The following is a 26204-nucleotide window of genomic DNA, read 5'->3' as shown; positions in this document are numbered from 1 at the left end:
TGTAAAGTTTCTGTTGATGCTCGTCAGCTTAGTGTCTTGACTGTCGTGACAGCCAGGCCTATGACGGCACATGCAGCGATGACATGTATCACATTTCGCTTGAAACGCAGCAGGGCAATGGCGGCAGCGAGGGCGATCAGGGCAGATATCCAGTCCAGCGGGCCGCTAAATCCCTGGGGCCAGATCACGTGATAAGCAAAAAACAAGGCCAGATTTAGAATGACACCTACCACGGCTGCCGTAATCGCCGTCAGCGGGGCGGTGAAATTGATATCGCCATGGGTGGATTCCACCAGCGGCCCACCCGCCAGGATGAACAGAAACGAAGGCAGGAAGGTAAACCAGGTCACCAGCGCGGCAGCGACTGCTCCGGCCAGGAAAAGTGAGTCTGGCCCAAACACGGCCTTCACATAGCCGCCAATAAAACCCACAAATGCCACCACCATGATCAATGGACCGGGAGTGGTTTCACCTAGCGCCAGGCCATCTATCATCTGGGTTGGTGTCAGCCAGCCATAGCCGCTGACGGCACCCTGATACACATAAGGCAGTACCGCATAGGCACCGCCAAACGTCATCAGGGCTGCCTTGGTGAAAAACCATGCCATTTGCGTCAGTGTATGGTTCCATCCATAAGCCACCGTCAGCAGACCCATGGGGATAGCCCACAATGCCATGCCTGTGATCAGCACCCATAACAGCCGGCCCCAGCCAAACCTGGCATGAGAGGGTGTGGGCGTGTCGTCGTCAATCAATGCCGGGCCATAGGAAGTGTTGGCATTGCCATGGCCACCCCCAGTCTTGAACTGTTCCGGTGCCAGCCTGCCACCTATATAGCCAGTGAGTGCCGCCAGTAGGACGATCAATGGAAAAGGGATATCCAGGGCAAAAATCGCCATGAAAGCAGCTGCGGCAATACCCCATAAGTAATTGTTTTTAAGCGCACGTGAACCGATGCGATGGGCCGCTTGTACCACAATCGCCGTGACCGCCGGTTTGATACCGTAAAACAAACCGGCCACCAGACTCAGGTCACCATAGGCAATGTAGACCCATGACAGAGCGATCAGTATCAGCAGCGAAGGCAGCACAAATAGCGCACCAGCAGCAATGCCGCCACGGGTTTTATGCATCAGCCAGCCTATATAGGTGGCAAGCTGCTGCGCTTCTGGCCCAGGCAGGACCATGCAGTAATTAAGCGCATGTAAAAAGCGTCGTTCTGAAATCCAGTGACGGTTTTCCACCAGTTCCTGATGCATGATGGCAATTTGTCCGGCAGGGCCACCAAAGCTGATGAAGCCCAGCTTCAGCCAAAAAAGCAGTGCCTGCCCAAAACTGACTGCGGTCGGTGGCGTAGCCTGCTTGAGGGTAGCTGGGTCAGATTGCATCATAGTGGGTAGCGTCATTCTTTATGTTCTTGCTTGCCTGTAGATGAGTTCAGAAAACGACATCAGAATAAATACTGATTGCACATACAGTACTTTATGGTAAAGTACGTTCATGGACGAACAATGCTGCGTAATGATCTGATTACTGTTCTTCTAACATTCGTAACCGACATGGAGATTAACTATTATGGCAAACCTTGAACAGTCTTTTGACACACGTTTCAGTCTGCAATTCGCACCGACTTCCTTTTTGATGCGTCTGGGCCGTCGTGAAATATTTGTCTGCCGCGATTTTCGTCAGCGTTCTTACTATGTTAACCCTATGATGGATTGCAGTACCGGCGTGCAGGCAGGTCACCTGGAAATTCTGTTGTTCCGCAAATGGCTGGTGATACTGTCCAAAGCACACTGGTAATCGTATCTTTTGAGATGCATCTGGCTTGTATTCAGCGCTAAAGCACTATTTTACTGAAAAAGAATGTCAATACGATGTCAGTCACAAGCATTTGCTGTCGTGATTTACTGCTGTGAGCTGTAGTGTCCTGCAGCAGTTGATGGCTTGCCTGACATAGGCAGATATTGATGGCGTAAATTGATAGCGCAAGCCGGTGACCGAACCTGGCTTCTTCAGCGGCATCCAGACTATGCCTTGCCTTGATGAGGTGAACCAATTGAGGTGAACCAAATCCCCAGCCTGGTTTCCAGGTATCTGTCCACGCAAGAAATCTCCCACTTTCAAATTTTCAAGTGGGAGATTCCTGAAAGTTGGCGGTACTCAAACTTGTCTGTAGCAGTTTATCCAATAAAGAAATTGGTCGCCGGCTCGGCCTCTCGGATAGCACCGTCAAGGCGCATGCATCGGCCATGTATCGGCAATTTGTCGGCCATTTTCAAAGCCTTGAACGTGGTCAATCGCATGCAAGCCGTGCGCGCGGCTCAGGAAGCAGGTATCGTCGGCTCCATCGCAAGGGATGGGGCCGACGCCAATACCTGATTCTCATCTCTCCGTCATCGCCGCAGGGCAGCCATGCCAACTGGAACCTGCCGGTATGAATTCCCCTTTCATGACCAGGGTCAGGGCACCCAGGCTGGCATCATCTGCCACCACCGCGCTATACAGAACGGCACTGCGCGGCCCCATGTACACACGTTCACCGATGCTGACATGATCAATTTTCATGACACGGTCTTCAAACAAATGGGTTTGCGGACAGGCCAGTGCATTGATTTCGCTATAGGCACCAATGCTGACACAATCAAACTCGGTAATGTCGGTGGTATCCATATACACGCCACGCCCGATCTTGCAACCGAGCAAATTGAATACCAGCGGCAGCCAGGGTGTGCCACGCAAATAACGCATGAAATTCGGGACCGCTATCCCTTCATACAGATTGGTAATACCCTCCGATAACCAGACAAACGGCGTCCACATGGGCACGCTGCTTTTCTTGTAGCGGAAAATAAGCAACCATTTCAGCGCCAGCACAAAGGCAAAACTACCAACGCCATACAGCAGACCGGCGACCACCAGGTAATACAAAACTTCACTCCAGCGGTCATCGCCGGCCAAAGGCATCAAATCCAGAACGATGGTGTAGCCGACAGCGATCACCATGGCATGCGGCGCAATGATACGAAAAGCCTCAATCAAACCGCGACCCAGGCGCCGGATCACCGATGGACGGAAGGTCAGATTTTCCGGGAAACCCTTGGTTTCTTCACGTGCCGGTAAATGAATCGCTGGCGAACCCAGCCAGGTGTCGCCTTCACGCATTTGCTGATTCGACGGTGCACTGCTATGCACACCGATGAGTACATTTTCCGGCAGTATGGTGCCATCTGGTATATACGCCCCATTGCCGACAAAGCTGCGACGTGAAATCACGGTAGGATGCATGCTCATCCAGCCACCATCGATTTGCTCATCCCCCAGCAAGACCGCATCGGCAATAAAGGTGTCATCCCCCAGTGTCAGCATATCGGGTACCACGCCCAATGCTGTTGAAATCTCGGCACCACGACCGACCTTGGCACCCAGCAGGCGATACCAGAACGGTGCATAGACCGTGGCATAGACGCCGTGCAAGACATTCAGGCTGGATTCCTGTATCTGGTTGACCAGCCATTTGCCGCAATAGGTATTACCGTGCACAGGATAATTACCCTGTTTCAAGGTTGGTAAAATACTCCAGCGTATACCGGCAGACAACAGCGCCGTACAGACGATCAGCACGGCGGTTGCCGGGAAGGCCAGCAAGAAATACTTCACCAACTGAAAAATCACGGAATTGCTTTGCAGACCAGGAAATAATTCAGAATTATCAAACCAGTCTATCGTCACAAAACTGGGGAATACCGGCATGAAGAACAAGGCGCTGATGAGTAAAGAACCAAATATAAAAAAGATCGTCTCGCCCGCCAAACGCCAGGCAGAAACCTGCGGCCTGGGCGGATAGATATGCGGATCAAATGCACCTACGTCACGTGCCGGTGAACCTTTCCAGATACGCGATGCAGGGATGACCTGGCCGCTGCTCAGGGCAGACTGGCCCTCAAGATGGCCAGCAGCTTCAATTTTTACATCACCTTCCAATACCGCATAAGAACCGACATAGGCTTCATCAGCCATGGTAATGGACCCCAGCAAGAGTTCGCCACGCTGTACACGGGCATTTTCAAAATTGCTGGCATTGCCGATGTTGCAGTGGTTGCCTATCTGTAGCAGATCCGGCGCACGCAAGGTGATTGAGCCTATCACTACATCCTTGCCTATTTTGGCCCCGAGTGCGCGTAACCACCATGCATACAGGGATGAACCGCTGAGCATGTAAGAAGGTGCGGCTTCCACCAGCCGGTCTGCCAGCCACCAGCGATAATAGGTCCAGCCCCATAGCGGATAACGCCCGGCTTTCAGGCGGCCGGCAATCAGCCATTTGCCAGCAATGGCAACTGCAAATTCAGCCAGCGTCAGCAACAGGAATACACCCACCGACAAGACTACCGCTTTGGCGATGGAATCATCAGGATCACCGGTAAAGTAATGGTAAGCAAAAAATGGTGCCAGCCATTGCACCATGCGCATCGCCACCAGCCAGGGAATGGCGATGGCCTGGCCCAGCCCACACAGCCAGCGCTTCCAGTCAGGTGCATGGGTCCATGCCGGTTTGCTGGTGCCTGATGTAGCCGCTGTAGTTGCCGCTATTGCCTGGGCCTGGCTGGCACTTTCCAGCGCTGCCAGCAGCTTGCTAATGGTGCGATGCTGGTAAATATCACTGATTCTGAAATACGCGAATTGCGGATGTTTGCGCAAAATCGAGACCAGCTTGGCCGCCATCAATGAATGGCCACCCAGGTCCGTAAAGAAATCAGACGCACGGTGAATCGCCTGACCGGGAAACAGGCTGGCCAGGGCAGGGAACAAAACTTCTTCCGTCGCTGTTTCGGCAACATCAGAATCATGATTCGCAGCCAACTTCAGCAGTTCAATTTTTTTCAGGGTATTGCGATCAATCTTGCCCGAGGTCAGCCTGGGCATTTCAGGCAAATATTCAAAGCGGGCCGGCACCATATACACAGGCAAGGCCTTACCCAAAATGGTACGCAAATCAGCCGCATGATGGGCAAAAGCCTCTGCACCGGCACCAGCCGCTAATTGATCATTGACGATAAAGGCAACGATCTGGTCTATCTCGTCTTCTTTGCGCAGCACCACGGCCACGGCACCCACACCAGCCTGTTTCGCCAGGACGGATTCAATCTCGCCCAGCTCAACCCGGAAACCACGGATTTTTACCTGGTCATCCGCCCGCCCAAGGCACTGTACTGTGCCATCCGCATTAAAACAGGCCAGATCACCGGTGCGGTACAGCCTTTCTTCATGCGGATGACTGGCCCAGGGGTTGGGCAGAAATTTTTCCGCCGTCAGATCAGGTCGCCCCAGATAACCTATCGCCACACCCGGACCAGAAATGCACAGCTCGCCAGTTTCGCCTGCCGGCAGCAGGCGCAAGCCGTTTTCGACATCAGTAGCAATCACCAGCAGCGAATAATTCGGCAAAGGCTTGCCAATATTCACCACCTGGTCTGCCTGTAGCCTGGCCAGGCTGGCAGAAACACTGGCTTCCGTCGGGCCATAGGTATTGAACATCTGCCGCCCTGGCCGTGACCAGCGCTTGACCAATACCTCGGGACACATCTCACCGCCCAGATTGATCAGGCGCAGGCTGTCGACTTCATGCGTGAACAGCGCCAGCAGGGTAGGTACCGCATGCAAGACCGTAATATGATTTGCATTCAATGCCAGTGGCAATGCATCCGGATCAGCCGTAATTTCTTTGGGGGCCAGCCATAAGGTCGCGCCCACCAGATAACTGATCCAGATTTCTTCAAAAGACATGTCAAATGCCAATGAAAACCCCTGGTACACACGGTCATCATTGCGTATGCCCAGCACATGGTTTTCGCTGCGCAGGAAGTGGCAGATACTGCCCTGATTCACCACGATACCCTTGGGTTTGCCAGTAGAGCCAGACGTGTAAATCACATAAGCCGGATCGGTGCCCTTGACCGGGCCGCGTTTCAACGGGCTTGCTACAGTCGTCGCCAGCAGGTCTTCCGCCAGCCATGGTGTGAAGCTGAGCGTACTCAGGGAATCGGCAAATGCCTGGCAACTGACGATGCCAAAGGCATTGGCATCCTGCAGGCAGACTGCGATACGATCAATCGGGGTATCCGCATCAAAAGGCAGCCAGGCCGCTCCCGATTTGGCGATAGCGGCCTGCATCACCAGCAGATTGATGCCACGCGTCAGCCACAGCCCGACAATATGCCCCGGGCGTACACCCGCAGCGATTAAAACAGATGCTACACGATCAGCATGCTCGTTTAACTGGTGATAACTAAGACTGCGCTCGCCCGCGATGAGTGCCGTCTTATCAGGAAATGCTGCCGCGCTTGCCTCAAGCAAATCTGCCAGCACTTCATCACGCAAAAAATCAGGTCTTTGCTCGCCATACAAAATTTCAGGGTTTGCTATTGTGCTGCTAAACGAATGCATAAAAAATTCAAAAGAGAAAGGTCACTTAATATAGGCTAAATTTGGCCTGTTTTTGACCTGTTTGCGCCAAATACTTCCTCATGTTGAGAAATTGCAACTAAGATGTTGAGTTTAACATTTTGACACACGGTCACGGCGGTTTTAAGTGACAAGGCAACACTGATGTTTGCGCCTGATGAAATGTTGTTCAGTATGAATGGGATATTTTTTTGTTGCGGCGCAATAAAACAGGCTTCTTGTTTTTGATATGGGGGGGCGCGTGTTCGTGCTTCGGCCAGGTTGTCTTGTGTGCGTAAAACCTAATTGCTAATTGCCTGGCCTGATTCACATATGCTGGAGGATGGGTTGCCCAGGAATTTAAAAAAAGAACCTGCAAGAAATCTCGTAAACACCAAGGAAGGTAATTTTGAAAAATAAGGAAAGATATAGATTGATACTTGCTATCGCTATTTCGCCAAGCGTACCAATACTGACTTTAGCTACTTTGAATTGGCAGCGTAGCGGAAGTACTGCATGGTTTCCCATACTGCTTGTGTTGGGGTATGCATGTTTTTTTCTGCTCGGTCTTCCCATTGCGGGAATATTAATCAAGAAAAAAACCTTGCTAAGTGCGATGTTGGGTGGTGCTTGCGCGTCGATTGCGCCCATATTTTTGCTGGACTTATTATCGCTATTTTCAGCAGGAAATGTATCTCTCTACGCGCTTTTATTCATAACAGGCAGCGTTGGTGGCGCGCTATTTTGGTTGATTGCGTTCTTCGATATGCAAAGACATTATTGCGGCAGTATTGACTTGGAAGAAGATAAATAACTAAGGTGCAGTCGATAAGATATTTTCTCACCAGCACATGAATGCTCAGTCAGAAAAATTGAGCATCAGTACGAAATCATCCGCAGTTTCAGGCCGCTGTATGGCTGCCATTTCCAGCATGCACGCGATTTCGTCCCTGTGACTTGGCTAAGTAGAGTGCCTTGTCTGCTGCTTCGATCAACTCAAGTGCCTTATTATTTTCCCTGACGGGTACAAAAGCATCTATGCCTGCGCTGACAGTGACTACGCCGGTCGAATTGCCCGCGTGTTTAAGTTCAAGCTGGTAAATGGCCTGACGTATGTTTTCTGCTACTTTCATGGCACCTGCCACATCAGTACCAGGCAATAAAATTGCCAGTTCTTCACCGCCATAACGTGCACTCAGGTCACCCGGGCGGTGCTTGCCAGCGGCAACCACCTTGCTGATTTCACGCAGGCATTCATCACCAGCAGCATGACCATAGATGTCGTTGTACTGCTTGAAGCAATCCACGTCTATCATGATCAATGCCAGTGAACTGGCATTACGCATGGCCCGGCTGAATTCATCTTTCAAGGCAATATCAAACTGGCGACGATTCGCAAGACCCGTCAGCCCATCCTGCATGGCCAGTTTTTCCAAAGTCCGGTTCAAGTTTTCCAGTGACTGACGTGCCTTGGACAATTCAGCTTCAGCCTGCACACGAAGATTGATCTGCATGATTAGCCGTGATCCGATCAGGGCCAGGCCAAATACCAGACAACCAACACCAATGGCATGCACGATAGAGTCCGATTTCCATTCTTCCAGCATTTCGTCTTTTGACAGGGCGGCAGACACGACTAACGGATATTGCTCCAGTTGTTGGTAACTGTTGATGCGCGTTATGCCATCCTGGCCAGAAGTAAAGGTTTGTGTTCCCGCTTTGGCATTGGGGAGATAGTCACGAAACAGCGGAAATTGCGAAATATTCCTGCCCAGGGATTTTTCTTCAAACGGGCGCCTTAACAGGACGGTGCCATCCGTTAGCGCAACAAAAATTGCCCCGGTTTCGCCAATATCAAACTGCTCGTAAAACTTCTTGAAATAGGACATGTTGATGGTCGCCAGAACAACGCCGCCAAAGCTGCCATCACTATTGTTAAAACGCCTGGTGACGGTGATAATCCATTCCCCAGTGGATTTGCTTTTGATCGGCGGGCCTATGTGCACCCCCCGCTCGGTATGCCCACGATGATAGATGAAATATTCACGGTCTGAATTATTCGCAGCCTTGTTCAGCGTAGCCTGTGAATTGGTTACCCAGCGACCATCCTGGTCATACACAAACAGACCGTGAAGTTGCGGCAATTCCTTGACACGCTTAATCAGTAAAGAATGCAAGCGCTCAAGACTGGGTTCTGCAACACCATCCACTTCGAGTCTTTCCACCAGTCCCACCAGAACGGTATCGGCTCCTTTGATCGTATCGTAGGCATGCTGCCCTATGGAGCGAGCCAGATTCGAGGTGGCCCTCTCGGTTTCCGCCAGTTGCACCTCGCGTGCACGCCAGGTTACCCAGCCCTGGACCAGAATTAAAGAAGCACAGACCAATATCACAAATCCCGTTGCCAGCGCAGTAACAGGAAATTTTCTGGGGGCAGGTTCAGGGGGGCTGGTATTGATGGCAGTCATAGTCGTCATGAAGTGAAACCTTCCATCTGTCGGTGGTACAACCAGAAGAGCGGGAAAGCATATTGCTTCTGAAGAAGTGTAAAGGTGCCAATAATTATAGGATATATTAGTAAAAAAATATCGCCTTATTGGCGCGCCAAGAGAAAATATTTCCTGAGCGTATCATAAACATTAAAATGATACAGATTTGGTGCGGCACAGATTGTTCAAAGGTTGTTTTATCGAGATCGACGCCATGATGAGGCCGGGGACGTATTTTCTTGTGAATGTCGATTTAACAGCCTGTCTATGAATAAATTTGTTGCAGAAGGGTAATGTTGTTCCTTCAAATGTAAAATTATGTTACTCTCTTCAGTTACTTAAATTTATGGCATGTTTTTGGCCGCAGTTATCACTATTGGTCATTCACGCCCGCGCCGAATTCTTTCTGCAATAAATATGTGCATAAAAGGTGCGCAAAATTTCTACATTAGCTAAAGACTCAAAATACAAGTGAACGCATTACCTCATCAGCCGGGAAGGCGATTTATTCGACCTTCGTCAGCAGGCTTTACATTGCTCGAATTATTGGTCGTAGTCGTCATCATCGGTTTGCTGGCTTCCTATGTGGGGCCAAAATACTTTTCACAGATCGGCAAATCCGAAGTTGCAGTCGCCAAAGCACAGATAACAGCTTTCGAGAAAGCCCTGGATACATACCGGATTGATGTGGGACGCTTTCCGACTACGGAAGAGGGCATGACAGCCTTGCTGGAGAATCCTGCATCAAATCCAAAATGGAATGGCCCTTATCTTAAAAAAGCCATTCCTTTAGATCCATGGGGGCGGCCATATCACTATCAGTCACCAGCAAAAGACAAAGACTTTGACATCAGCTCTTATGGAAAAGATGGCCAGGCAGGCGGTACCGGTGATGATGCCGATATTAGTAATTAAGTGCTTTGAGCGCACAGTTCTTGAAAATTAAATGGTATGCGCTACAAAGTAAGGGCATTGACTCCAGATCAACGAATTGTCGAGCAACTGCTCGATGCCCGCGATGAAAATGATGCACGCCATCAGATCAGGGCGCGTGGATGGGTCATATCTTCAATCCAGCAGGCCAATACGCTGCCTTTCGGAGGTTTGTTCCGCAGAGGCGCTGGCCAGGGCAAATTTTCCCTGCTTTTATTTAGCCAGGAATTGCTTGCTTTGCTTAATGCAGGCTTGACCATCGTAGAGTCACTTGAAGCCTTGTTGGAAAAAGAAAGCAATCAGGATATACGCTCAGTTCTATCAAGGGTATTCTCCGGACTGCAAGAAGGTAAACGCTTTTCCCAAGTGCTGTTTGAGCAAAATGACTACTTCAGCCCTTTGTTTGTCGGCATAGCGCAAGCATCCGAACGTACCAGCAGTTTAGCGCCGTCGCTATCCCGGTTCATTGAATATCAGCAGCGTATCGACGTTGTTCGCAACAAGATCATCAGCGCCATGATTTATCCCTGCATATTGTTTACGGTAGGTTCTGGCGTGACTTTTTTCCTCCTCGGATATGTCGTGCCGCGCTTTGCCGAAGTATACCGGGGAACTGGCCGGGAACTGCCCTGGTCATCTCAACTATTACTGGACTGGGGGAATTTCGTCGCCAGCCATGGCGCAGCCATCAGCGTGGCTAGCCTGGTATTTGTTTCAATGCTTATTTTCTTATTGGTGCGCGTGTGGAAAGGTGGTGGCGCTATAGGAATCATCAGCAAGTTGCCAGGCTTTGGCGAATCTATCCGAATTTACACCCTGTCCCGGCTGTACATGACTTTAGGTATGCTGCTTGATGGCGGCATCCCCATCGTTACCGCTCTGGCGACAACGAAAACAATGTTGAACGCAGATATGCAGCCAGCGTTAAAGCAGGCCAGCGACGCCATAGAGTCGGGGGTGATGTTGTCAGACGCATTTGAACGTCATCATTTGACCACTCCCATTTCACAGCGGCTTTTACGTGTTGGTGAAAGAACCGGTGAGTTAGGCAAGATGCTGACCCAGTCAGCCAATTTTTATGAAGGCGAAATCAGTCGCTGGATAGATCGCTTCATTCGCAGTTTTGAACCGCTCTTGATGGCAGTGATAGGCATTATTGTTGGTGTCATTGTCGTGCTGCTGTATATGCCTATATTTAATCTAGCGGATGGTTTTTCATGAACAGTGCCAACACCGTTCCCAACACTGTAAAAATAAGCAATGCCTTGCTGCAAGAGGCACGAGATTTTGCGTCTTCTCACCACCTTTCCTTGTGGGATGCATTAATCCAAATAAGTCATCTTGAACCAAGGCAGTTATTGGTATCGGTGGCAGTTTTATTTGACATGCGCATAGCGGAAACCGCCGATATGCTGGCTTGTGAACCTGCATTCGATTTGTTGCCCTTGAACCGGGCCATGCAAAAACAGTGTTTGATTTTGCGCGATGGCAGCAAATTGTCAGGGATTATTTCAGATGCATTTGATCCAGATATTCAGGTCTTCTTGAATTCCACTGCAAAATCAGAAATACAATTTCGTCTTGCCTTAAGTTCGGATATACAAGCCTATTTGTCCAAGCAGGAAGAATCAGCAAAAACTACTGATGGGCTGGTGAACTCGACATCTCATGAAAAGCGTGAAAGCAAGGCGGCTACCAAACTCTCCTATGGCTCCATAAGCGAAGCAACCAGCCCAGCGGTCAAGTTGGTCAACGCTACTTTATACGATGCACTCAAAGCCGGGGCTTCAGACGTGCACCTGGAAAGTACCCCACAAGGACTGGCAGTGAAATATCGCATTGATGGTGTATTGGATCACATCACGTCAACAACGGGTATTTCTGATGCCGAACAAGTAATTTCAAGACTGAAAGTATTGGCAGAGCTGGATATTTCAGAACGTCGTGTGCCACAAGACGGTAGTTTTTGCATTGAAGTGAACGATAGGGAAATTGACTTACGTCTTTCCATCATGCCCAGCATTCATGGCGAAGATGCAGTAATCCGTATTCTGGACAAGCAAGCCATGGTTGAATCCTATGGCGCGTTAAGTCTTGAAGCATTGGGGTTTGATGCCTCTTCCTTAGTTACCTTGCGCATGTTGACGGAAGAAGCATATGGCATGTTATTGGTCACCGGTCCAACAGGATCAGGCAAAACAACTACCCTGTATGCAGCCTTGTCTGAGATACATAATGGGCGAGAAAAAATAATTACAATCGAAGATCCGGTTGAATATCAGTTGCCGGGTATCTTGCAAATACCTGTCAATGAAAAAAAAGGTTTGACCTTTGCCAAAGGCCTGCGTTCAATTTTGCGACATGATCCCGACAAAATCATGGTCGGTGAAATTCGTGACCAGGAAACAGCGGAGATTGCCGTGCAGTCAGCCTTGACAGGTCATCTGGTGTTGACCACCGTGCATGCGAACAACGTGTTCGACGTTTTTGGACGCTTTTCTCATATGGGCATAGATCCGTATGCCTTTGTTTCTGCCTTGAATGGCATATGGGCACAACGCCTGGTGCGTATCAATTGCCCACATTGCTCGACCACTGTACCAGTGGATGAAATTATGCTTAAGCGTGTCAATCTTACGCTGGATGAAGTACAGGGGTTCCATTTTAGAAAAGGTAGCGGTTGTGGTGATTGCAGAGGGACAGGTTACAAAGGACGACGTGCGATTGCAGAAATACTGACATTGACTGATGAAATTCGGGAAATGATTATCGAAAAGCGTCCTATCAGGCAAATCAAGGATGCCGCTCGTCGTAACGGTACCACAACACTACGAGAAGCCGCCCTGGCACTGGTACAGCGTGGTGAAACCACACTGGAAGAAATCAAAAGGATTACGCTGCATGCTTAAAGTATTTGCGCCATCCATCAGTGTCGATATTCACGCCTCCTATTTGAAATTGGTGTACAGCCCAGTGGTATGGCATCGCTCAAAAAAACTGACACCACTGCATCAGCATCAATATGCATTGAGCGCAGACGCACAGTTCAACTGGGCAAACCTGCCTGAAGCATGGGGCCAAGCTTTTGATGGCTTGTCAAAAAAATCGACCCTGCTGGATTTGACGATTACTGATGATTTAGTCAAATATTTTGTTGTGCTGCCACCTGCTAACGCAAAATCCTTGCAGGACTATATGGCAGTTGCCAAGATGCGCTTTGAGTCTTTATACGGGCTGCCAAGTGATGATTGGCAGATAAACGCCGATTGGCAACTCGCATCACCATCCCTGGTTTGTGCGATACCAAAGACGTTGCAAATGGCCATTTCAAATTCGACTAAAACCTGTCGTCAGCACGTATTGAGTATGCAGCCACGTTTTGTACGTTTCTGGAATGACTGCCGGCATCAGTTGGCGGCGGCGGATTGGTTTGCTACCATTTTCGATCAGAGTATGGTGCTGGCCATGATCAATGAAGGTCGGTTGCAGGCAGTAAAAACGCTGATCATGCCATTGGGTAGTACGCAAGACTGGTTGTGCGCGCAAATACAGCGTGAGTCCATCTCACATCAATTGCCAATGCCCGGGCAGCTTAAATTGGTGGGCGATATACCTGCGCACTGGACGTGTGCCAATAGTTCTACGTCAAAAACCTGGACTGTCACTAAGCTTGTTTTACCGAACACGGATGCAAGCTCCTTGTCAGCGAGAGCGGCATCATGAACATATTGCGAATTGATTTCGCGCCCAACTCCCTGGTAAGGCGCTTACATAACACGACGTTGACGACTTTTTTGTTAGCGGTGCTGGTGTTGTCAATGGGCGGTGTTTTGGCGTGGCGTTACACACAACTGTTGCAAAGGCAGATGGATGCAGAGGCGAAAGTGCAGTCTGTGCAAGCCGAAATAGCCAGGTTACAAGCAAATAAGAAAAAGCAGGTAGTGGTGAAACTGCCCGTCGATAAAATCAACGCGGTCAATCAGGCCATTGGGCAATTGAATACACCATGGACCAATTTACTTGATGCACTGGAGAAAGCGACAACAGATAAAGCGGCTTTGTTGCAAGTAACTCCAGACATGAAAAAGTCATTGATGAAAGGAATTGCCGAAGCCAAAACCAGTGACGACATGATTGCCTATATCGAAATATTGAAGCGCCAGACTTTTTTCTCTTCGGTCGTTCTTGAAAAACATGAAATCAATGAACAAGATCCAGGCAAACCAATCCGCTTTCAATTTGAGGCGCAGTGGCAGCGTGAGGTAAAGCAATGATCAGTCATCGTATCAATCGCCCACTACAGACAAGCCTGTTGGTACAAATCGCTTGCCGTACTTTCGGCGTGGCGAACTTGTTTCTGCTCTTGGTACTTATAGCGATTATTGTTGCCTGGTTTTGGGGCATCCCTTACACGCAAAAACAAGTCTTTCGACTTGAAGAGCGGGCGACAGAATTGAAAGATAAAAAACAATCGCAGCAGCTCGAAATGAAACAGATGGTCAGCGATGAAAATACTGTTCGCATACATCTGTTCTATGAGCATCTGGGCGAAAAAAGACATGTTGAACAGCAACTCAAGACAGTGTTTTTTTTGGCAGCAGAGTCGGGTATCGCACTTAAGACCGGCGAATATCAACTGGCAGAAAATAATACAGGTCAGTATTTTACCTACCGCATACAACTGCCAGTAAAGGGTACTTACCAGCAACTGCGCAAATTTATAGAGCAAGTGCTGCTCACGATTCCCTTTGCGTCACTTGATGAAATTTCATTCAAGCGTGAAACGATTAATGGGACGGTCATTGATTCAAAAATCGTTTTCACCTTATTCGTCACTGATGAGCCTGTACAGACTTCAGGAAATATCGAATGAAGTTAAGAAAAATCTTACTTGGAATCGGCTTGCTGGTAGCAGTCTGGTTCGCTTTTTTTGCAGACAAGACACCCGAGAATGGCATTGTTGACGCCGCCACCTCAGCAAAAGCAACAAAAAAAGTAGTCAATGTCCCAGGCAATGAAGCGATGCCCGGCAAGTCGGCGTACAGTCAGGCAGGCAAGCAAACTGATGCCAGGACAGAGAAAAAAGCTGAAACCAGCATTGCCAGCATTATTGATAGAAAAACCCTCATCTCTGGCGACTATAAGGCCAGTGATGGTTTTTTCTCTGCACAATCGTGGGTGCCGCCTCCACCGCCAATGGTCAAGGCTCCGCCACCTCCGCCACCAACTGCGCCACCAATGCCGTTTCGTTATATCGGAAAAAGAATAGAAGAAGGAGCGACAGAAGTTTACCTGTCTTACGGTGACAAAACCTATATCGTTCAAGAGCAGAGTGTGCTTGACGGCAGCTATAGAGTCGATTCCATCAAGCCACCTGTCATGACCTTGACTTACTTGCCCCTGAATCAGGTACAAACCATACAAATTGGTAGCGTTGATTGACGCTGCCATCAGCAGATTAATTATTTATGACTTCATACTCTAGCCGTTCCTTTTTAATAGGATTTACGCAAAATTGTTACAACAAGGTGCAGCGACGAAGACAGTACTTTAGTACGGCGAGGAGCTGCAACGCAGTTGGGGCGGTTTTGCGTAAATCCTTAAGATATATGGCTGTCATCGCTGTATACCTATCACTATGTGGCTGCGCAGCGCAGATGGCCTATCGTGAAGGGAAAGACTTTATTGCCCAGGACAAGCTAGAAGAGGGCCTGGATAAATTCAAACTTGCCATGACAGAAGCACCTGACCAGCTTGAATACCGCAAGGCTTACCTCAAAACACGAGAAAAAGTAATCTATGACTTGTCAGAACAGGCCGACCAATCGGTCAAACTGGAAAAATACCAGGCTGCGAGAAAAAACTATCAAAGAATTTTAAGTATAGATGCAGTCAACGAACAGGCAAGGGCAGGTCTGTTGAAATTGGAGATGTTTGATCAGCATGCAGCCATATTGACTGAGGCGCAAAGTGCATATGACAAGAAAGATTTTGTACATGCACAGCAATTGCTGAAAAAAATCCTGGCAGAAAACCCTATGAATGCCGGCGCCAACAGGCTGGGCAGAATGGTGTCTGAAATGATTGCGCAGGCTCCGCAAGAAGCCAAGGTAACCAGCAATTACAAAAAACCGATCAACATAGAATTCAGGGATGCGCCCGTACGACAGGTTTTTGAAGTTATTTCCCGCACCTCAGGTATCAATTTTTTATTCGATCGTGATGTCAAGACCGATCAGCGCACTTCCATTTTGCTAAAAAATAGCACGATAGAATCAGCCATTCACTTTACCTTGTTGACCAATCAGTTGGAAAAGCAAGTGCTCGATAGCAATACCATTCTGATTTACCCAAACACTGCAGCGAAACAAAAAGAATATCAAGAGATGATAGTCAAAAGTTTTTACCTGACCAATGCCGATGCCAAGGCAGTGTCCAGTTCACTCAAGACCATAGTAAAGACCCGTGACATTGTCGTTGATGAAAAGCTCAATATGCTGATATTGCGGGACAGCCCGGATGCAATCAAGCTGGCAGAAAAATTGATTGCCCTGCACGACGTACCAGAACCGGAAGTCATGCTCGAAGTAGAAATACTGGAGATTAAACGTACCCGTCTTTTGGACCTGGGCATACAGTGGCCAAACAGCTTAACTTTGACACCTTTGTCTGCAACCGCTGGTGGCGCACTGAATTTGCGTGATTTGCGTAGCAATATCAATCCTTCCACCATAGGTGTCGGTGTAAGCCCCGTTTCTGTCAAAGCAAGAAGAGAAACTGGTGATGCCAATTTATTGGCAAATCCACGCATACGTGCAAAAAATCATGAAAAAGCCAAAATCCTGATAGGTGAACGTGTGCCCAATATCACCACGACGGCAACATCAACAGGCTTTGTTTCAGAATCCATCAACTATATCGAAGTGGGTTTAAAACTGGATGTCGAACCCACCATTTATCTTGATAATGACGTTGGTATCAAAATTGCGCTGGAAGTCAGCAGCCTGACCAATCAACTCAAAACACAATCTGGTTCCGTGGCATACCAAATTGGCACACGCACTGCCAGTACAGTACTGCGCCTCAAAAATGGCGAGACGCAAATATTGGCAGGCCTGATCAATGATGAAGAGCGTAACTCTGCCAACAAAATACCTGGCATTGGTGAATTGCCACTGGTAGGGCGTTTGTTCGGTAGCCAGCTTGACGACAGTCAAAAAACAGAAATCGTCTTGTCGATTACCCCGCATTTAATACGCAATATCCAGCGACCAGATGCGGTCAATGCTGAATTTCAATCAGGTACAGAAACAAGTTTCAGGGTTCGCCCAGATTTTCCTGATGCTGCACCAGGCGCAACGACAACTGCTGCTTCTACTAATGGTGTTGATACATCCAAAACCGCACCAAAAAATAATGCCAATGCATTGAATGGCAATGCCAATGCCGGCACCAATACAGGTAATGCAGGCGTTATCGGGCCTGGTGTTGCTGCTGCCAACTTGCCCGGCATGCCGCAACTGGGCTGGCAGGGGCCACGCAGTGTAAAAATCGGCGACATTTTTTCGCTGCAATTGATCATGCAATCGGATCAGGCGGTCACCAGTGTGCCATTAAGCCTGAGCTTTAACCCGCAAGTATTACAAGTTGTCAGCGTAAATGAAGGCATATTTTTAAAGCAGGGCGGGGCGGCAACCACCTTCAATGCGCAAATTGATCCCAACGGCCAAGTGGTTGTCACCAACATCCGCACGCTGGGCGGCGCAAGCAGCCCTGGTAGTTTGATGACAGTCAATTTCCGTGCTATGGCAGCGGCGGAATCCACGCCAGTACAAGTCACCTCAGTAACGCCTGTCGGTATGACTGGTAAAGCGCTTCCCATGTCGCAGATCGCACCGGTGAATATTGAAGTATTGCCTTGATTGACCAGAACAATGAAATCAAAAAATGCATCGGGTTTTACGCTGATTGAATTGCTGGTGACACTGGCAATTATCGGCGTACTAGCCAGCATTGCCGTCCCCATGGCGCAATTGTCGGCGCAACGGGGTAAAGAACAGGAGTTGCGCCTCTCATTGAGAGAAATACGCAATGCCATCGATCAATACAAGCGACTTAGTGATGAAGGGCATATTGCCCGCAACTTCAATGCGTCGGGTTATCCACCCAGTTTGGATGTATTGGTGGAAGGCGTGATTGATCAGCGTGATCCGAATCGCAAAAAGATATACCTGTTACGCAGGTTGCCGCATGACCCTATGCAAGTGAATCAAACCTTGGATGCGGCCAGTTCATGGGGAAAGCGTTCTTATGCCAGCGAAGCCAGCGATCCGCAAGAAGGCGAAGATGTCTACGACATCTATACGGACAACAAACAAACAGGTTTAAACGGCATCGCTTATCGCCAGTGGTGATGGTCAATATTAAAAAATAGAAGGCAGCAGGTAATGCAGATGAAACATCCATCAATTGCAAAGTGCAGTACCGGTTTTACACTCATAGAGTTATTAGTGGTGCTGGCTATTCTTGCCCTGTTGGCGACGCTGACCATACCCAGGTACTTTCAAAGCATAGACAAAGGCAAAGAAACTGTTTTGCTTGAAAACCTGCGCATCACCAGGGAAAGTATAGACAAATTTTATGCAGACACTGCCCGTTACCCGGACAGCTTATCAGAACTGGTAGAGCGAAAATACCTGAAGGCCCTGCCAATAGACCCAATAACAGAGAGTGCATCCACCTGGCTGATCATTCCGCCAGTGGAAGGGCAGCAAGGGCAAGTCTATAACCTGCAAAGCGGTGCGCAAGGGCAGCGTGCCGATGGCAAGCCGTATCGCTCTTTATGATGCATGCCAGGCCAGTCAGGATGAACAATCACCGGTCCAATTACCTATTCAGGTACCGATCTGGCGGTCTGACTTATCTCAGCCTGTTGCTGGTATTGGCGTTATTGTCGCTTGCAGCAATGGCGACCTTGCAACTGGCTTCTTTTGCACAAAGACGGGCGGCAGAAGAAGAATTGCTTTTCATCGGACAAGAATTTCAACGTGCCTTATTAAGCTATGCCAACGCCACGCCACCCGGTGGCAACAAGGCACCACCATCGTTGGACGAGCTGTTGCGCGACAAGCGCACACCCACCGTCAGGCGACATTTGCGCAAGCTATATATTGACCCCATTCGCTTGAAACCAGACTGGGGTTTGATCACTTTGCCAGACGGTAAAGGCATCGTTGGCATTCACAGCAAATCAGACCGGCAACCGATCAAGATTGCCCAATTTCCAGTTTCAATGAATGATTTTGAAAATAAAAAAAGCTATGAAGACTGGGTATTTAAAACGCCTTGAGGATTTTTATTGCTGACTTGGCTACGGTGGAGTTTTAGTGAAAGTTTTTAATTTTCCATCAAATATTCACCTTGTGTATGAAATGTCAAGATAGCCGCACGGAAATAAATTAGTGACAAAATTTAACAATAAGAACTTTTTCATAATATAATCGTGTCGTTTATTTTGATATTAAGTCGGGTGTAAATGCAGTCTTAGTTTTGCGAGTGCGTGTCTTCAATTTCCTCCTACTGTGGTGGTGTTGAGTTGCATCGCCATACCTTTTTTGTTCAGATGTGGATGTTATCTGAGTGCACCCAACTACGATTAAATGCACGCATAGTGTGAAATGCTATTGACCTCATGTTTGCCTTATCGCCTGCATCTTGACGGTAATGGCCGCTCTTTGCAGCACAATTTTTACGTCCTGTTCCTCTTTCAAAATGCCGTGTGGGATTGGCGTTTTGCAAGTGGATTGCAGGTTGGAACGACGTAACCAAGTACCTAGTTAATTTAAAGAATTTTCTTATGTTTATATCTCAATGGCCGTTTGCTGCTTTAGAGCGATTGTTTTTTTTGTCAAACATCGCTTTGGAAAAAAATGCTAGAAAAGTCGTTTTGTGCGTCAGTATTTTCTGCTGCGCTATGTTTGGTGTTTCGATGGCCAATGCGCAAGAGACATCCATTAAATCGGTTAAATATTGGAGCTTGAGCGGCTACTCGTGGTGCTTAGGTACATATATATATAACGTATATCCTGGAATTGAAAGTCAACAGTTTTCATCTCCAGAAAGTGCCTGTAGTGTTGTTCAAAGTTTCCCAATTCTTAATCCACGAGATAACAACGGTCAGACAGGTAGTTGTTTTGATAGGTCACCACCGGTCAATACGTGTGGCACTGTCGGTTTGCACTTATACTGCCCACCTAGCACAACGCTAAGTGCCGATTGGGAAACTTGCAACTGTAGTGCAGGCGATGTTGCGGTCAACGGGGCGTGCGTGACCCCGGCTCCGAATAAACCAGATCCGCATAAACCGCCTCCACCCACTCCATGTTGTGGTAACCCGATTGTGCCGGCGAACGGCAGCAAAATTCAAATTGAAACTGACCTCAAAGTAAGCGGTGAGCTTGGATTTGATCGTCGCTACTATGGTGATATGCTCAATATTGACGAGGCAACGGTACGTTTGTTTGGCCGTCACTGGGTGACTCCTTTTGACTCAAGAATTTTACAAGAATTTGTGCGCGTAAATAGTGCACCGAATGCAGTCTGTTACACCAATAGCGTTGACGACCATTCGTTTTGTCCGGATCAATCACAAAAGTTGACTGGCCTGGTTGTTCCAGACATTGTGTCGGTAACACGCCCCAATAGTGGTCGTCACTTGTTCAGCATGGCAAATGGCGTTGGTACGCCAGATGCTGATATCAATAGCCGGCTTGTTGCGACAACAGACAGCAATAATAAAATTGTCTGGACTTACACCGACGGCGATACTGAAAATATCGAGAAATACAGCGCAGAAGGCAAGCTCTTGTCCATCACTTCCCGTGCTGGCACAACACGCACACTGACCTACAGTACGGGCACCAGCAATGACACGGCAACTGCCAGATGGCCAGCTGATGCACCCGTTTGCGATAACGTGCAGTCTGGCGCATTACTGCCAGCGGATCGCTTGCTCTGCGTTACTGATAATTGGGGCAGGCAGATCCAGTTTGAATACGACACAGTTGGCCGCATTGTTAAGCTCATCGCGCCAGATAAAGCCGTAACTGCATACCAATATGATGGCGCTTCAGCGGGGTGTGTTACCTATGATGTCGCCAACCTGGCTTGTAGTGCAAATAACCTTACGGGCGTCACCTACCCAGACGGCAAGCAACGTATTTATCATTACAACGAAAGTGCGTGGATTAATGGTGGTTCTAACTGCAGTGGTAACAATGTAGGCAATGGTTTTGGCGCATTGCTAAACATGCTTACCGGTATCACAGACGAAAATGGTGTGCGTTTTGCGACCTGGGGATATAACTGCAGGGGCAACGCGACTTTGTCCATGCATGCCGGTGGTGTGGAAAAGGTAACCATTGACTATGGCTTCAACTCTTTTCAAAGCACTCATGGCGTCAGGTACTACGGTGGAACAAATACAAATCCAAGCTTTAGTGAAACGACTTACATTTATTATCCCTGGATAGTTGGCGTTGCCAAGTACCAAGGCACCTATGCCCGGTGTGCAGGTTGCCCAGCGACCAAAGGCCACGGTTATGACGCCAACGGTAACCTGACCAGCAAGTATGACTGGAAAGATATCGGGACATCCTATGATTTTGATATGGCCCGTAATCTGGAGATTCGCCGTACAGACGCATTCAATACGTCGCAGCCCTTAACCACAACCACCTCGTGGCATGCAACGTATCGCCTGCCAGCACAAATCAACGAACCCTTGCTGCGCACGACCTACACCTATGATGCCAAAGGTAATGCGTTGACTAAAACCACGCAGGCAACCACTGATACGAATGGCAGCCAGGGTGCGAATGCCAGCGTGACCGGTACACCCCGTGTCTGGACCTACACCTACAACAATGTAGGCCAAATGTTGACGGTAACTGGCCCACGTACCGATGTCGTAGATAGAACCACCTACACCTACGACACCAAAGGCAACCTCAGTACCGTCAGCAATGCCGCTGGTCATGTCACGACTCTCGCTAATTATGACGGCAATGGCCGCGTTGGCCAGATTACTGACCCCAATGGCTTGGTCACGACACTGAGCTACACCCCACGTGGTTGGTTAAGCCAGCGTGTGACTAACGGTGACGGCGTGTCAGAAACCACCAGCTATCAATACGATGGGGTGGGCCAGATGACCAAAGTCACCCTGCCAGATGGCAGCAGCATCAGCTACACCTATGACGACGCCCATCGCCTGATAAAAATCAACGACAGCCTGGGCAACAGTATCAACTACACCCTCGACATCATGAGTAACCGTATCAATGAAACCATCACCGATAGCAGTGGCAACTTAACGCGTCAGGTTAGCCGTGTGTATGACACTTTGAACCAATTGAAAACAGTGACAGGAGCAGCACAATGAACCGCCTCCTGAATCTATCCATCGAAAGCAAGATGAATCGTCTAGTCACCTGCGCAATGGCGCTGGCCGTGGCTGCCCTGTGCAACCCGGCCCAGTCCCAGGCGCAAACCACCGTCTATCAGTACGATTACGACAACGTCGGCAATGTCACTAAAATCACCAATGCCAACAATGTCGCCACCCTGCAAAGTTACGACGCCCACAACCGCTTGCAAACACAAACGGATGGTAATAACAAAGTCACCGGCTATGACTATGATGGCCAACATCGCCTGATCAAAGTCACCGATGCACGCAACCTTAGTACCCTGTACAGTATTGACGGCCTGGGCAATCAGCTCAACCAGACCAGTCCCGATACCGGCGTCACCACGACCACCGTCGATGCCGCCGGTAATATCCTGACCCGTACCGATGCTAAAAACCAGACCACCAGCTACGTCTACGACGTGCTCAACCGCATCACCCGCATCACCTATCAAGATGGCAGCATCATCAACTACAGCTACGACCAGGGTGTGAATGCCAAAGGCCGCCTGACCCAGATCGCCGATGCCAACAGCACCATCCAGTACAGCTACGACAGCCGTGGTCGCGTCCTGACCGATACCCGTACCATCAATGCCGTCAACTATGTGACCCGCTACCAGTACGACAACGCAGGCCGCATCAGCAACCTGACCTATCCGAATGGCCGCAAAGTCAGCTACACCCGCGACAGCCTGGGTCGGATTACCCAGATCGACAGCAGCAAAGACGGTATCACCCTGACCCTGGTCAGCCAGGTCCTTTATCGCCCCTTTGGTGACGTACAAAGCTATCACAACAGTGCCGGGCAAACAGCCACACGCAGCTTTGACAATGAAGGCCGCATCGCCAGCTACACCCTCAACAACCAGGTGCAGGCCGTCACCTATGATGCGGCCAATCGCATTACCGCGATCAATGAAGTCAACAACAGCAATCGCCAGGCCAGCTATGGCTATGACAATCTTGACCGCCTGACCAGCTACACCACCCCGCAAACCAGCCAGAGCTTTACCTATGATGCCGTGGGTAACCGCAGTACCAAAACAACCGGTGCCGCCAATACCAACTATACCTACGCCAGCACCAGCAACCGCCTGACCCAGGTTGCTGATAGCCAGAGCAACGCTATCGTCAGCGACGCCAACGGCAGCATCACCAATAACGGCAATACCCAGTTTACGTATGACACCCGGGGCCGCATGACAGCCGTCACCACCAGCATCGGTGTCGTCCAATACACCATCAATGCGCTGGGGCAGCGGGTGCAAAAGGCTGTGCCGGCAAATGGCAGCAATGCCGCGACCAGTACCCTCTATCACTATGATGGCGGCGGCAAGCTCATTAGCGAACGTAGCGGGCAAAGCGATGTGGATTATATCTACCTGGGTGATATTCCTGTAGCGGTCATCAAGTAAAGCAGCGCATTTCTGCCCCTGACTAATCAATTAGAAAAAGCAAAAGCATGAATTCAACTTTACAAACCGTGCGTACGGCATGGGGCAGCTTGCAACTGTCAGCAATGGGTGTTGTCCTGTTGAGCTGCTGCGCAGTTCCAGGTGTGCAAGCCCAAACCACCACATCGCCGACCATCAGCCTGTCACCCGCCGTGTTGCAGACTAGCCAGGCCGCGCCTGCTAATGGCAACTTCATCGCCCCGGCCAGCATCAGCCTGACAGCAACGGCAACCGCTGCCAGTGGCAGCAGCATCAGCCAGGTCCAGTTCTATCAGGGTGCCACACTGATCGCCACAGCGAGTGCACCGACCATAGCCAACGGTAACAGCTACAGTGTCAACTGGACCAATGTCACTGCCAACAGCTATAGTGTTACCGCTAAAGCCACTGACAGTGCCAACGCCACCGCGACCAGTACAGCGGTGACTGTGAACGTCATCAACAACAACCCACCCAGCGTTAGTCTGACGGCCAATCCGGTCAATGCAACTGCACCGGCGACCATCATTCTGAATGCGACGGCAACAGACACCGATGGCACGGTAGCCAAGGTGGAATTCTTCAATGGCACAACGACTATTGCGACCATAACCACAGCACCGTTCACCACCAACTGGACGAATGTGGCCCAGGGTACCTATAGCATCACAGCCAGGGCGACGGATAACCTGGGGGCAGTTACTACCTCAGTATCTGTACCGGTGAGTGTGACGGCTAATGTGCCGAAGGCGTATGATATTCACAGTGACCAGCTTAATACACCGCGTGTGATTACGGATGCGAATGGCAATGAAGTCTGGCGTTGGGATAGTGCACCGTTTGGGGAAACTGCACCGAACGAACAGCCGACGACAGTCACCAACAAGTTCACATTTAACTTCCGCTTCCCGGGACAATACTTTGATGCGGAGACGAATCTGCACTATAACTACTTCAGGGATTATGATCCGCAGGCGGGTAGGTATGTGGAATCTGATCCGATTGGGTTGAGTGGGGGAATTAATACGTTTGGGTATGTGGGCGGGAACCCAATTAATAATTCAGATCCATCTGGATTAATTGCGAATGGAAAAAAGGAGGGGGATACAGTCACAATCACAATTCCAATTTATATTCGTTCTATTGACGGTGCTGATATTGGAAATTTTTCTAAGAATTTCAATAAGAACGTAACTTCAATTTGGAAAAAAGTAAAATATGGAAAATGTTGGGTTGTTTTTCAGCCCGAAATTCATCCTGATTTTCGACAGGGAGATAATGTTGGAAATATCTATCCACCTGGTTTTATAAAGCGGGAGTATGTTGGCGGAGTAGGCTATAGAAACATGCATGTAAACAGTGATTCTTCCCCTGGAGTGATTGCGCATGAAGTAGGGCATTTAATGTATGCTGATGATCACTACACGGATGTTAAAGGTAAAGGAAGCGTGCCAAATAAGGGATGGGAGTCGGACATTATGGCTAATTCAAATATGCCTCCAACTTCCAAATCAATAGGAGAGATACTTAAAAAATTAAATTTAGATTGCGAATGCAAATAATGACTCTTCTTGGCCAATATTTTCTTTAAAAAATCTCTGATGTTCTTTTTCTAAAAGAACACCTTTGCGATTTATAATGACTGGCAATGTATACTTGATCAAAGGTTCACGCCATGAAATATTTTTTGAGTTTGTTGCTCTTGTTAAGTACGATTTTTGCAAATGCTGATGCGCCATTGCAAGCCCCAAAAGTGATAAGGCGAGAAAATTTAAATAAGACCTTTACAGCAGTTTCAGATCCGAAAAAGGGTACCGTCATTCTCCGTACTGATGGTAAAGAAATGTGGCGTATTCCTGCTTGGTTTAGGGATTTTTATATTGCAAATGATGGAGTCTATTTCGTCAGTACCTATTGGGGTATGGATTTAATTCCTCTAGATTACAAAACTAATTTAGTGTTAATGACTTTTTGGAAAAACGGAAAAATTATTAAAGAAGTGCCCATAAAAGAACTTGTTACAAGTAAAGATGTTCTTGTACGGACAGCCTCGCACTATTTATGGGGAACTGTTGAGGGGTTAAATAAAGATGATCTCCTGACAGTACGACGAGCTGATGGAGTTATTTTTTTGTATAACATTAAAACAGGAAACCAAATTAAACATTGACATAACCGGTATTGCAATTAATTGATTAAACACTTTATGTCATTTATGTGTTGCCGCAAAGAAGCTGGGGTCACCCATTAGTCCCCAGCAGTCAATTAGTCGAACAACATACTCGCAATACACCGCGATAAGATATACCACGCCATCACGCGCTTGTTTCAAAATAAAAACGCAAAATAAAAACTGGGTCACCCATTAGCCCCCGGTAGTCAAGTAGTCGAACAACATACTCGCAACACAACGCGATCAGATTTACCACGCCA

21 protein-coding genes and 2 pseudogenes are annotated in these 26204 nt (G+C 48.7%); 20 read left to right on the top strand and 3 right to left on the bottom strand.

Annotation, left to right across the window (positions count from 1 at the left end; all coding sequences use genetic code 11):
- Window positions 1-23 precede the first annotated feature (23 nt).
- Window positions 24-1406 carry a chromate efflux transporter gene (gene chrA, locus ACO0K9_RS04475; protein WP_422982156.1) on the bottom strand — a complete coding sequence of 461 codons (1383 nt, stop codon included), beginning with the start codon at window positions 1404-1406 and terminating at the stop codon, window positions 24-26.
- 169 nt (window positions 1407-1575) lie between these two features.
- Between chrA and ACO0K9_RS04470 the strand changes: the two genes are divergently transcribed.
- From ACO0K9_RS04470 to ACO0K9_RS04460, 3 genes and pseudogenes are all read left to right on the top strand, one after another.
- Window positions 1576-1803 (top strand): hypothetical protein, encoded by a 228-nt coding sequence (locus tag ACO0K9_RS04470; RefSeq protein WP_422982154.1) that lies wholly within the window; start codon window positions 1576-1578, stop codon window positions 1801-1803.
- 350 nt (window positions 1804-2153) lie between these two features.
- Window positions 2154-2213, top strand: a pseudogene (locus ACO0K9_RS04465) (hypothetical protein); the annotation flags it as partial.
- 28 nt (window positions 2214-2241) lie between these two features.
- Window positions 2242-2382 (top strand): hypothetical protein, encoded by a 141-nt coding sequence (locus tag ACO0K9_RS04460; protein WP_422982540.1) that lies wholly within the window; start codon window positions 2242-2244, stop codon window positions 2380-2382.
- Between the two features lie 3 nt (window positions 2383-2385).
- Here ACO0K9_RS04460 and ACO0K9_RS04455 read toward each other — a convergent pair whose 3' ends face one another.
- Window positions 2386-6447 (bottom strand): Pls/PosA family non-ribosomal peptide synthetase, encoded by a 4062-nt coding sequence (locus ACO0K9_RS04455; RefSeq protein ID WP_422982152.1) that lies wholly within the window; start codon window positions 6445-6447, stop codon window positions 2386-2388.
- A gap of 406 nt (window positions 6448-6853) precedes the next feature.
- On the opposite strand from ACO0K9_RS04455, the gene ACO0K9_RS04450 reads away from it, so the two are divergent.
- Window positions 6854-7258, top strand: coding sequence for a hypothetical protein (locus tag ACO0K9_RS04450; RefSeq protein WP_422982150.1), 405 nt, complete (start codon window positions 6854-6856; stop codon window positions 7256-7258).
- A gap of 88 nt (window positions 7259-7346) precedes the next feature.
- Here the strand turns inward: ACO0K9_RS04450 and ACO0K9_RS04445 are convergent, their stop codons facing one another.
- On the bottom strand, window positions 7347-8921 hold the full coding sequence (locus ACO0K9_RS04445; protein ID WP_422982148.1) for a sensor domain-containing diguanylate cyclase: 1575 nt from the start codon (window positions 8919-8921) through the stop codon (window positions 7347-7349).
- 519 nt (window positions 8922-9440) lie between these two features.
- Between ACO0K9_RS04445 and gspG the strand changes: the two genes are divergently transcribed.
- The 16 genes and pseudogenes from gspG (at window position 9441) to ACO0K9_RS04365 (ending at window position 25941) form a co-directional block, all read left to right on the top strand.
- A complete protein-coding gene (gene gspG / locus ACO0K9_RS04440) occupies window positions 9441-9848 on the top strand; it encodes a type II secretion system major pseudopilin GspG (RefSeq protein WP_422982530.1) in 408 nt (135 codons plus the stop codon).
- A 36-nt stretch (window positions 9849-9884) separates the two neighbouring features.
- Window positions 9885-11087, top strand: coding sequence for a type II secretion system F family protein (locus ACO0K9_RS04435; protein ID WP_422982146.1), 1203 nt, complete (start codon window positions 9885-9887; stop codon window positions 11085-11087).
- Entirely contained in the window at window positions 11084-12775 is a 1692-nt protein-coding gene (locus ACO0K9_RS04430; RefSeq protein WP_422982144.1) for a GspE/PulE family protein, read from the top strand. The genes ACO0K9_RS04435 and ACO0K9_RS04430 overlap by 4 nt, the downstream gene beginning before the upstream one ends.
- On the top strand, window positions 12768-13589 hold the full coding sequence (locus tag ACO0K9_RS04425) for a hypothetical protein (RefSeq protein ID WP_422982142.1): 822 nt from the start codon (window positions 12768-12770) through the stop codon (window positions 13587-13589). The genes ACO0K9_RS04430 and ACO0K9_RS04425 overlap by 8 nt, the downstream gene beginning before the upstream one ends.
- Window positions 13586-14140: a hypothetical protein gene (locus ACO0K9_RS04420; RefSeq protein ID WP_422982140.1), complete on the top strand. Its 555-nt coding sequence runs from the start codon at window positions 13586-13588 to the stop codon at window positions 14138-14140. Before ACO0K9_RS04425 ends, ACO0K9_RS04420 begins: the two co-directional genes overlap by 4 nt.
- Window positions 14137-14739 (top strand): hypothetical protein, encoded by a 603-nt coding sequence (locus tag ACO0K9_RS04415; protein ID WP_422982138.1) that lies wholly within the window; start codon window positions 14137-14139, stop codon window positions 14737-14739. Before ACO0K9_RS04420 ends, ACO0K9_RS04415 begins: the two co-directional genes overlap by 4 nt.
- Window positions 14736-15308, top strand: a complete 573-nt coding sequence (locus tag ACO0K9_RS04410; protein WP_422982136.1) for a hypothetical protein — start codon at window positions 14736-14738, stop codon at window positions 15306-15308. The genes ACO0K9_RS04415 and ACO0K9_RS04410 overlap by 4 nt, the downstream gene beginning before the upstream one ends.
- A 215-nt stretch (window positions 15309-15523) precedes the next feature.
- Window positions 15524-17788 (top strand): secretin N-terminal domain-containing protein, encoded by a 2265-nt coding sequence (locus tag ACO0K9_RS04405; RefSeq protein WP_422982134.1) that lies wholly within the window; start codon window positions 15524-15526, stop codon window positions 17786-17788.
- Between the two features lie 12 nt (window positions 17789-17800).
- Entirely contained in the window at window positions 17801-18280 is a 480-nt protein-coding gene (locus tag ACO0K9_RS04400) for a type II secretion system protein (protein ID WP_422982132.1), read from the top strand.
- Between the two features lie 39 nt (window positions 18281-18319).
- On the top strand, window positions 18320-18712 hold the full coding sequence (locus tag ACO0K9_RS04395; RefSeq protein WP_422982130.1) for a type II secretion system protein: 393 nt from the start codon (window positions 18320-18322) through the stop codon (window positions 18710-18712).
- 20 nt (window positions 18713-18732) lie between these two features.
- Window positions 18733-19215, top strand: coding sequence for a type II secretion system protein (locus ACO0K9_RS04390; RefSeq protein WP_422982128.1), 483 nt, complete (start codon window positions 18733-18735; stop codon window positions 19213-19215).
- Window positions 19216-19722: 507 nt separating this feature from the next.
- Window positions 19723-20415: pseudogene (locus ACO0K9_RS04385) on the top strand (DUF6531 domain-containing protein); the annotation flags it as partial.
- 21 nt (window positions 20416-20436) lie between these two features.
- The gene (locus ACO0K9_RS04380) at window positions 20437-22308 is read left to right on the top strand and encodes a hypothetical protein (RefSeq protein WP_422982538.1); all 1872 of its coding nucleotides are present in this window, start codon (window positions 20437-20439) and stop codon (window positions 22306-22308) included.
- Window positions 22305-23753: a hypothetical protein gene (locus ACO0K9_RS04375; RefSeq protein ID WP_422982126.1), complete on the top strand. Its 1449-nt coding sequence runs from the start codon at window positions 22305-22307 to the stop codon at window positions 23751-23753. The genes ACO0K9_RS04380 and ACO0K9_RS04375 overlap by 4 nt, the downstream gene beginning before the upstream one ends.
- 47 nt (window positions 23754-23800) lie before the next feature.
- Complete coding sequence (locus tag ACO0K9_RS04370; RefSeq protein ID WP_422982124.1) at window positions 23801-25333, top strand: RHS repeat-associated core domain-containing protein; 1533 nt, start codon at window positions 23801-23803, stop codon at window positions 25331-25333.
- Window positions 25334-25446: 113 nt separating this feature from the next.
- Window positions 25447-25941: a hypothetical protein gene (locus tag ACO0K9_RS04365; protein WP_422982122.1), complete on the top strand. Its 495-nt coding sequence runs from the start codon at window positions 25447-25449 to the stop codon at window positions 25939-25941.
- Window positions 25942-26204: the final 263 nt, after the last annotated feature.

This window comes from Undibacterium sp. Ji50W, assembly GCF_049340445.1.
In the GTDB taxonomy this organism is placed as follows: domain Bacteria; phylum Pseudomonadota; class Gammaproteobacteria; order Burkholderiales; family Burkholderiaceae_D; genus Undibacterium.
This window is presented reverse-complemented; position numbering and strand designations above follow the sequence as displayed.

What these genes read in the sequence shown, in the direction of transcription:
- chrA (WP_422982156.1), bottom strand. Translation starts at nt 1,406, where the DNA reads ATGACGCTACCCACTATGATGCAATCTGACCCAGCTACCCTCAAGCAG.
- ACO0K9_RS04470 (WP_422982154.1), top strand. Translation starts at nt 1,576, where the DNA reads ATGGCAAACCTTGAACAGTCTTTTGACACACGTTTCAGTCTGCAATTC.
- ACO0K9_RS04460 (WP_422982540.1), top strand. Translation starts at nt 2,242, where the DNA reads ATGCATCGGCCATGTATCGGCAATTTGTCGGCCATTTTCAAAGCCTTG.
- ACO0K9_RS04455 (WP_422982152.1), bottom strand. Translation starts at nt 6,447, where the DNA reads ATGCATTCGTTTAGCAGCACAATAGCAAACCCTGAAATTTTGTATGGC.
- ACO0K9_RS04445 (WP_422982148.1), bottom strand. Translation starts at nt 8,921, where the DNA reads ATGACGACTATGACTGCCATCAATACCAGCCCCCCTGAACCTGCCCCC.
- ACO0K9_RS04435 (WP_422982146.1), top strand. Translation starts at nt 9,885, where the DNA reads ATGCGCTACAAAGTAAGGGCATTGACTCCAGATCAACGAATTGTCGAG.
- ACO0K9_RS04430 (WP_422982144.1), top strand. Translation starts at nt 11,084, where the DNA reads ATGAACAGTGCCAACACCGTTCCCAACACTGTAAAAATAAGCAATGCC.
- ACO0K9_RS04425 (WP_422982142.1), top strand. Translation starts at nt 12,768, where the DNA reads ATGCTTAAAGTATTTGCGCCATCCATCAGTGTCGATATTCACGCCTCC.
- ACO0K9_RS04420 (WP_422982140.1), top strand. Translation starts at nt 13,586, where the DNA reads ATGAACATATTGCGAATTGATTTCGCGCCCAACTCCCTGGTAAGGCGC.
- ACO0K9_RS04415 (WP_422982138.1), top strand. Translation starts at nt 14,137, where the DNA reads ATGATCAGTCATCGTATCAATCGCCCACTACAGACAAGCCTGTTGGTA.
- ACO0K9_RS04410 (WP_422982136.1), top strand. Translation starts at nt 14,736, where the DNA reads ATGAAGTTAAGAAAAATCTTACTTGGAATCGGCTTGCTGGTAGCAGTC.
- ACO0K9_RS04405 (WP_422982134.1), top strand. Translation starts at nt 15,524, where the DNA reads ATGGCCTATCGTGAAGGGAAAGACTTTATTGCCCAGGACAAGCTAGAA.
- ACO0K9_RS04400 (WP_422982132.1), top strand. Translation starts at nt 17,801, where the DNA reads ATGAAATCAAAAAATGCATCGGGTTTTACGCTGATTGAATTGCTGGTG.
- ACO0K9_RS04395 (WP_422982130.1), top strand. Translation starts at nt 18,320, where the DNA reads ATGAAACATCCATCAATTGCAAAGTGCAGTACCGGTTTTACACTCATA.
- ACO0K9_RS04390 (WP_422982128.1), top strand. Translation starts at nt 18,733, where the DNA reads ATGAACAATCACCGGTCCAATTACCTATTCAGGTACCGATCTGGCGGT.
- ACO0K9_RS04375 (WP_422982126.1), top strand. Translation starts at nt 22,305, where the DNA reads ATGAACCGCCTCCTGAATCTATCCATCGAAAGCAAGATGAATCGTCTA.
- ACO0K9_RS04370 (WP_422982124.1), top strand. Translation starts at nt 23,801, where the DNA reads ATGAATTCAACTTTACAAACCGTGCGTACGGCATGGGGCAGCTTGCAA.
- ACO0K9_RS04365 (WP_422982122.1), top strand. Translation starts at nt 25,447, where the DNA reads ATGAAATATTTTTTGAGTTTGTTGCTCTTGTTAAGTACGATTTTTGCA.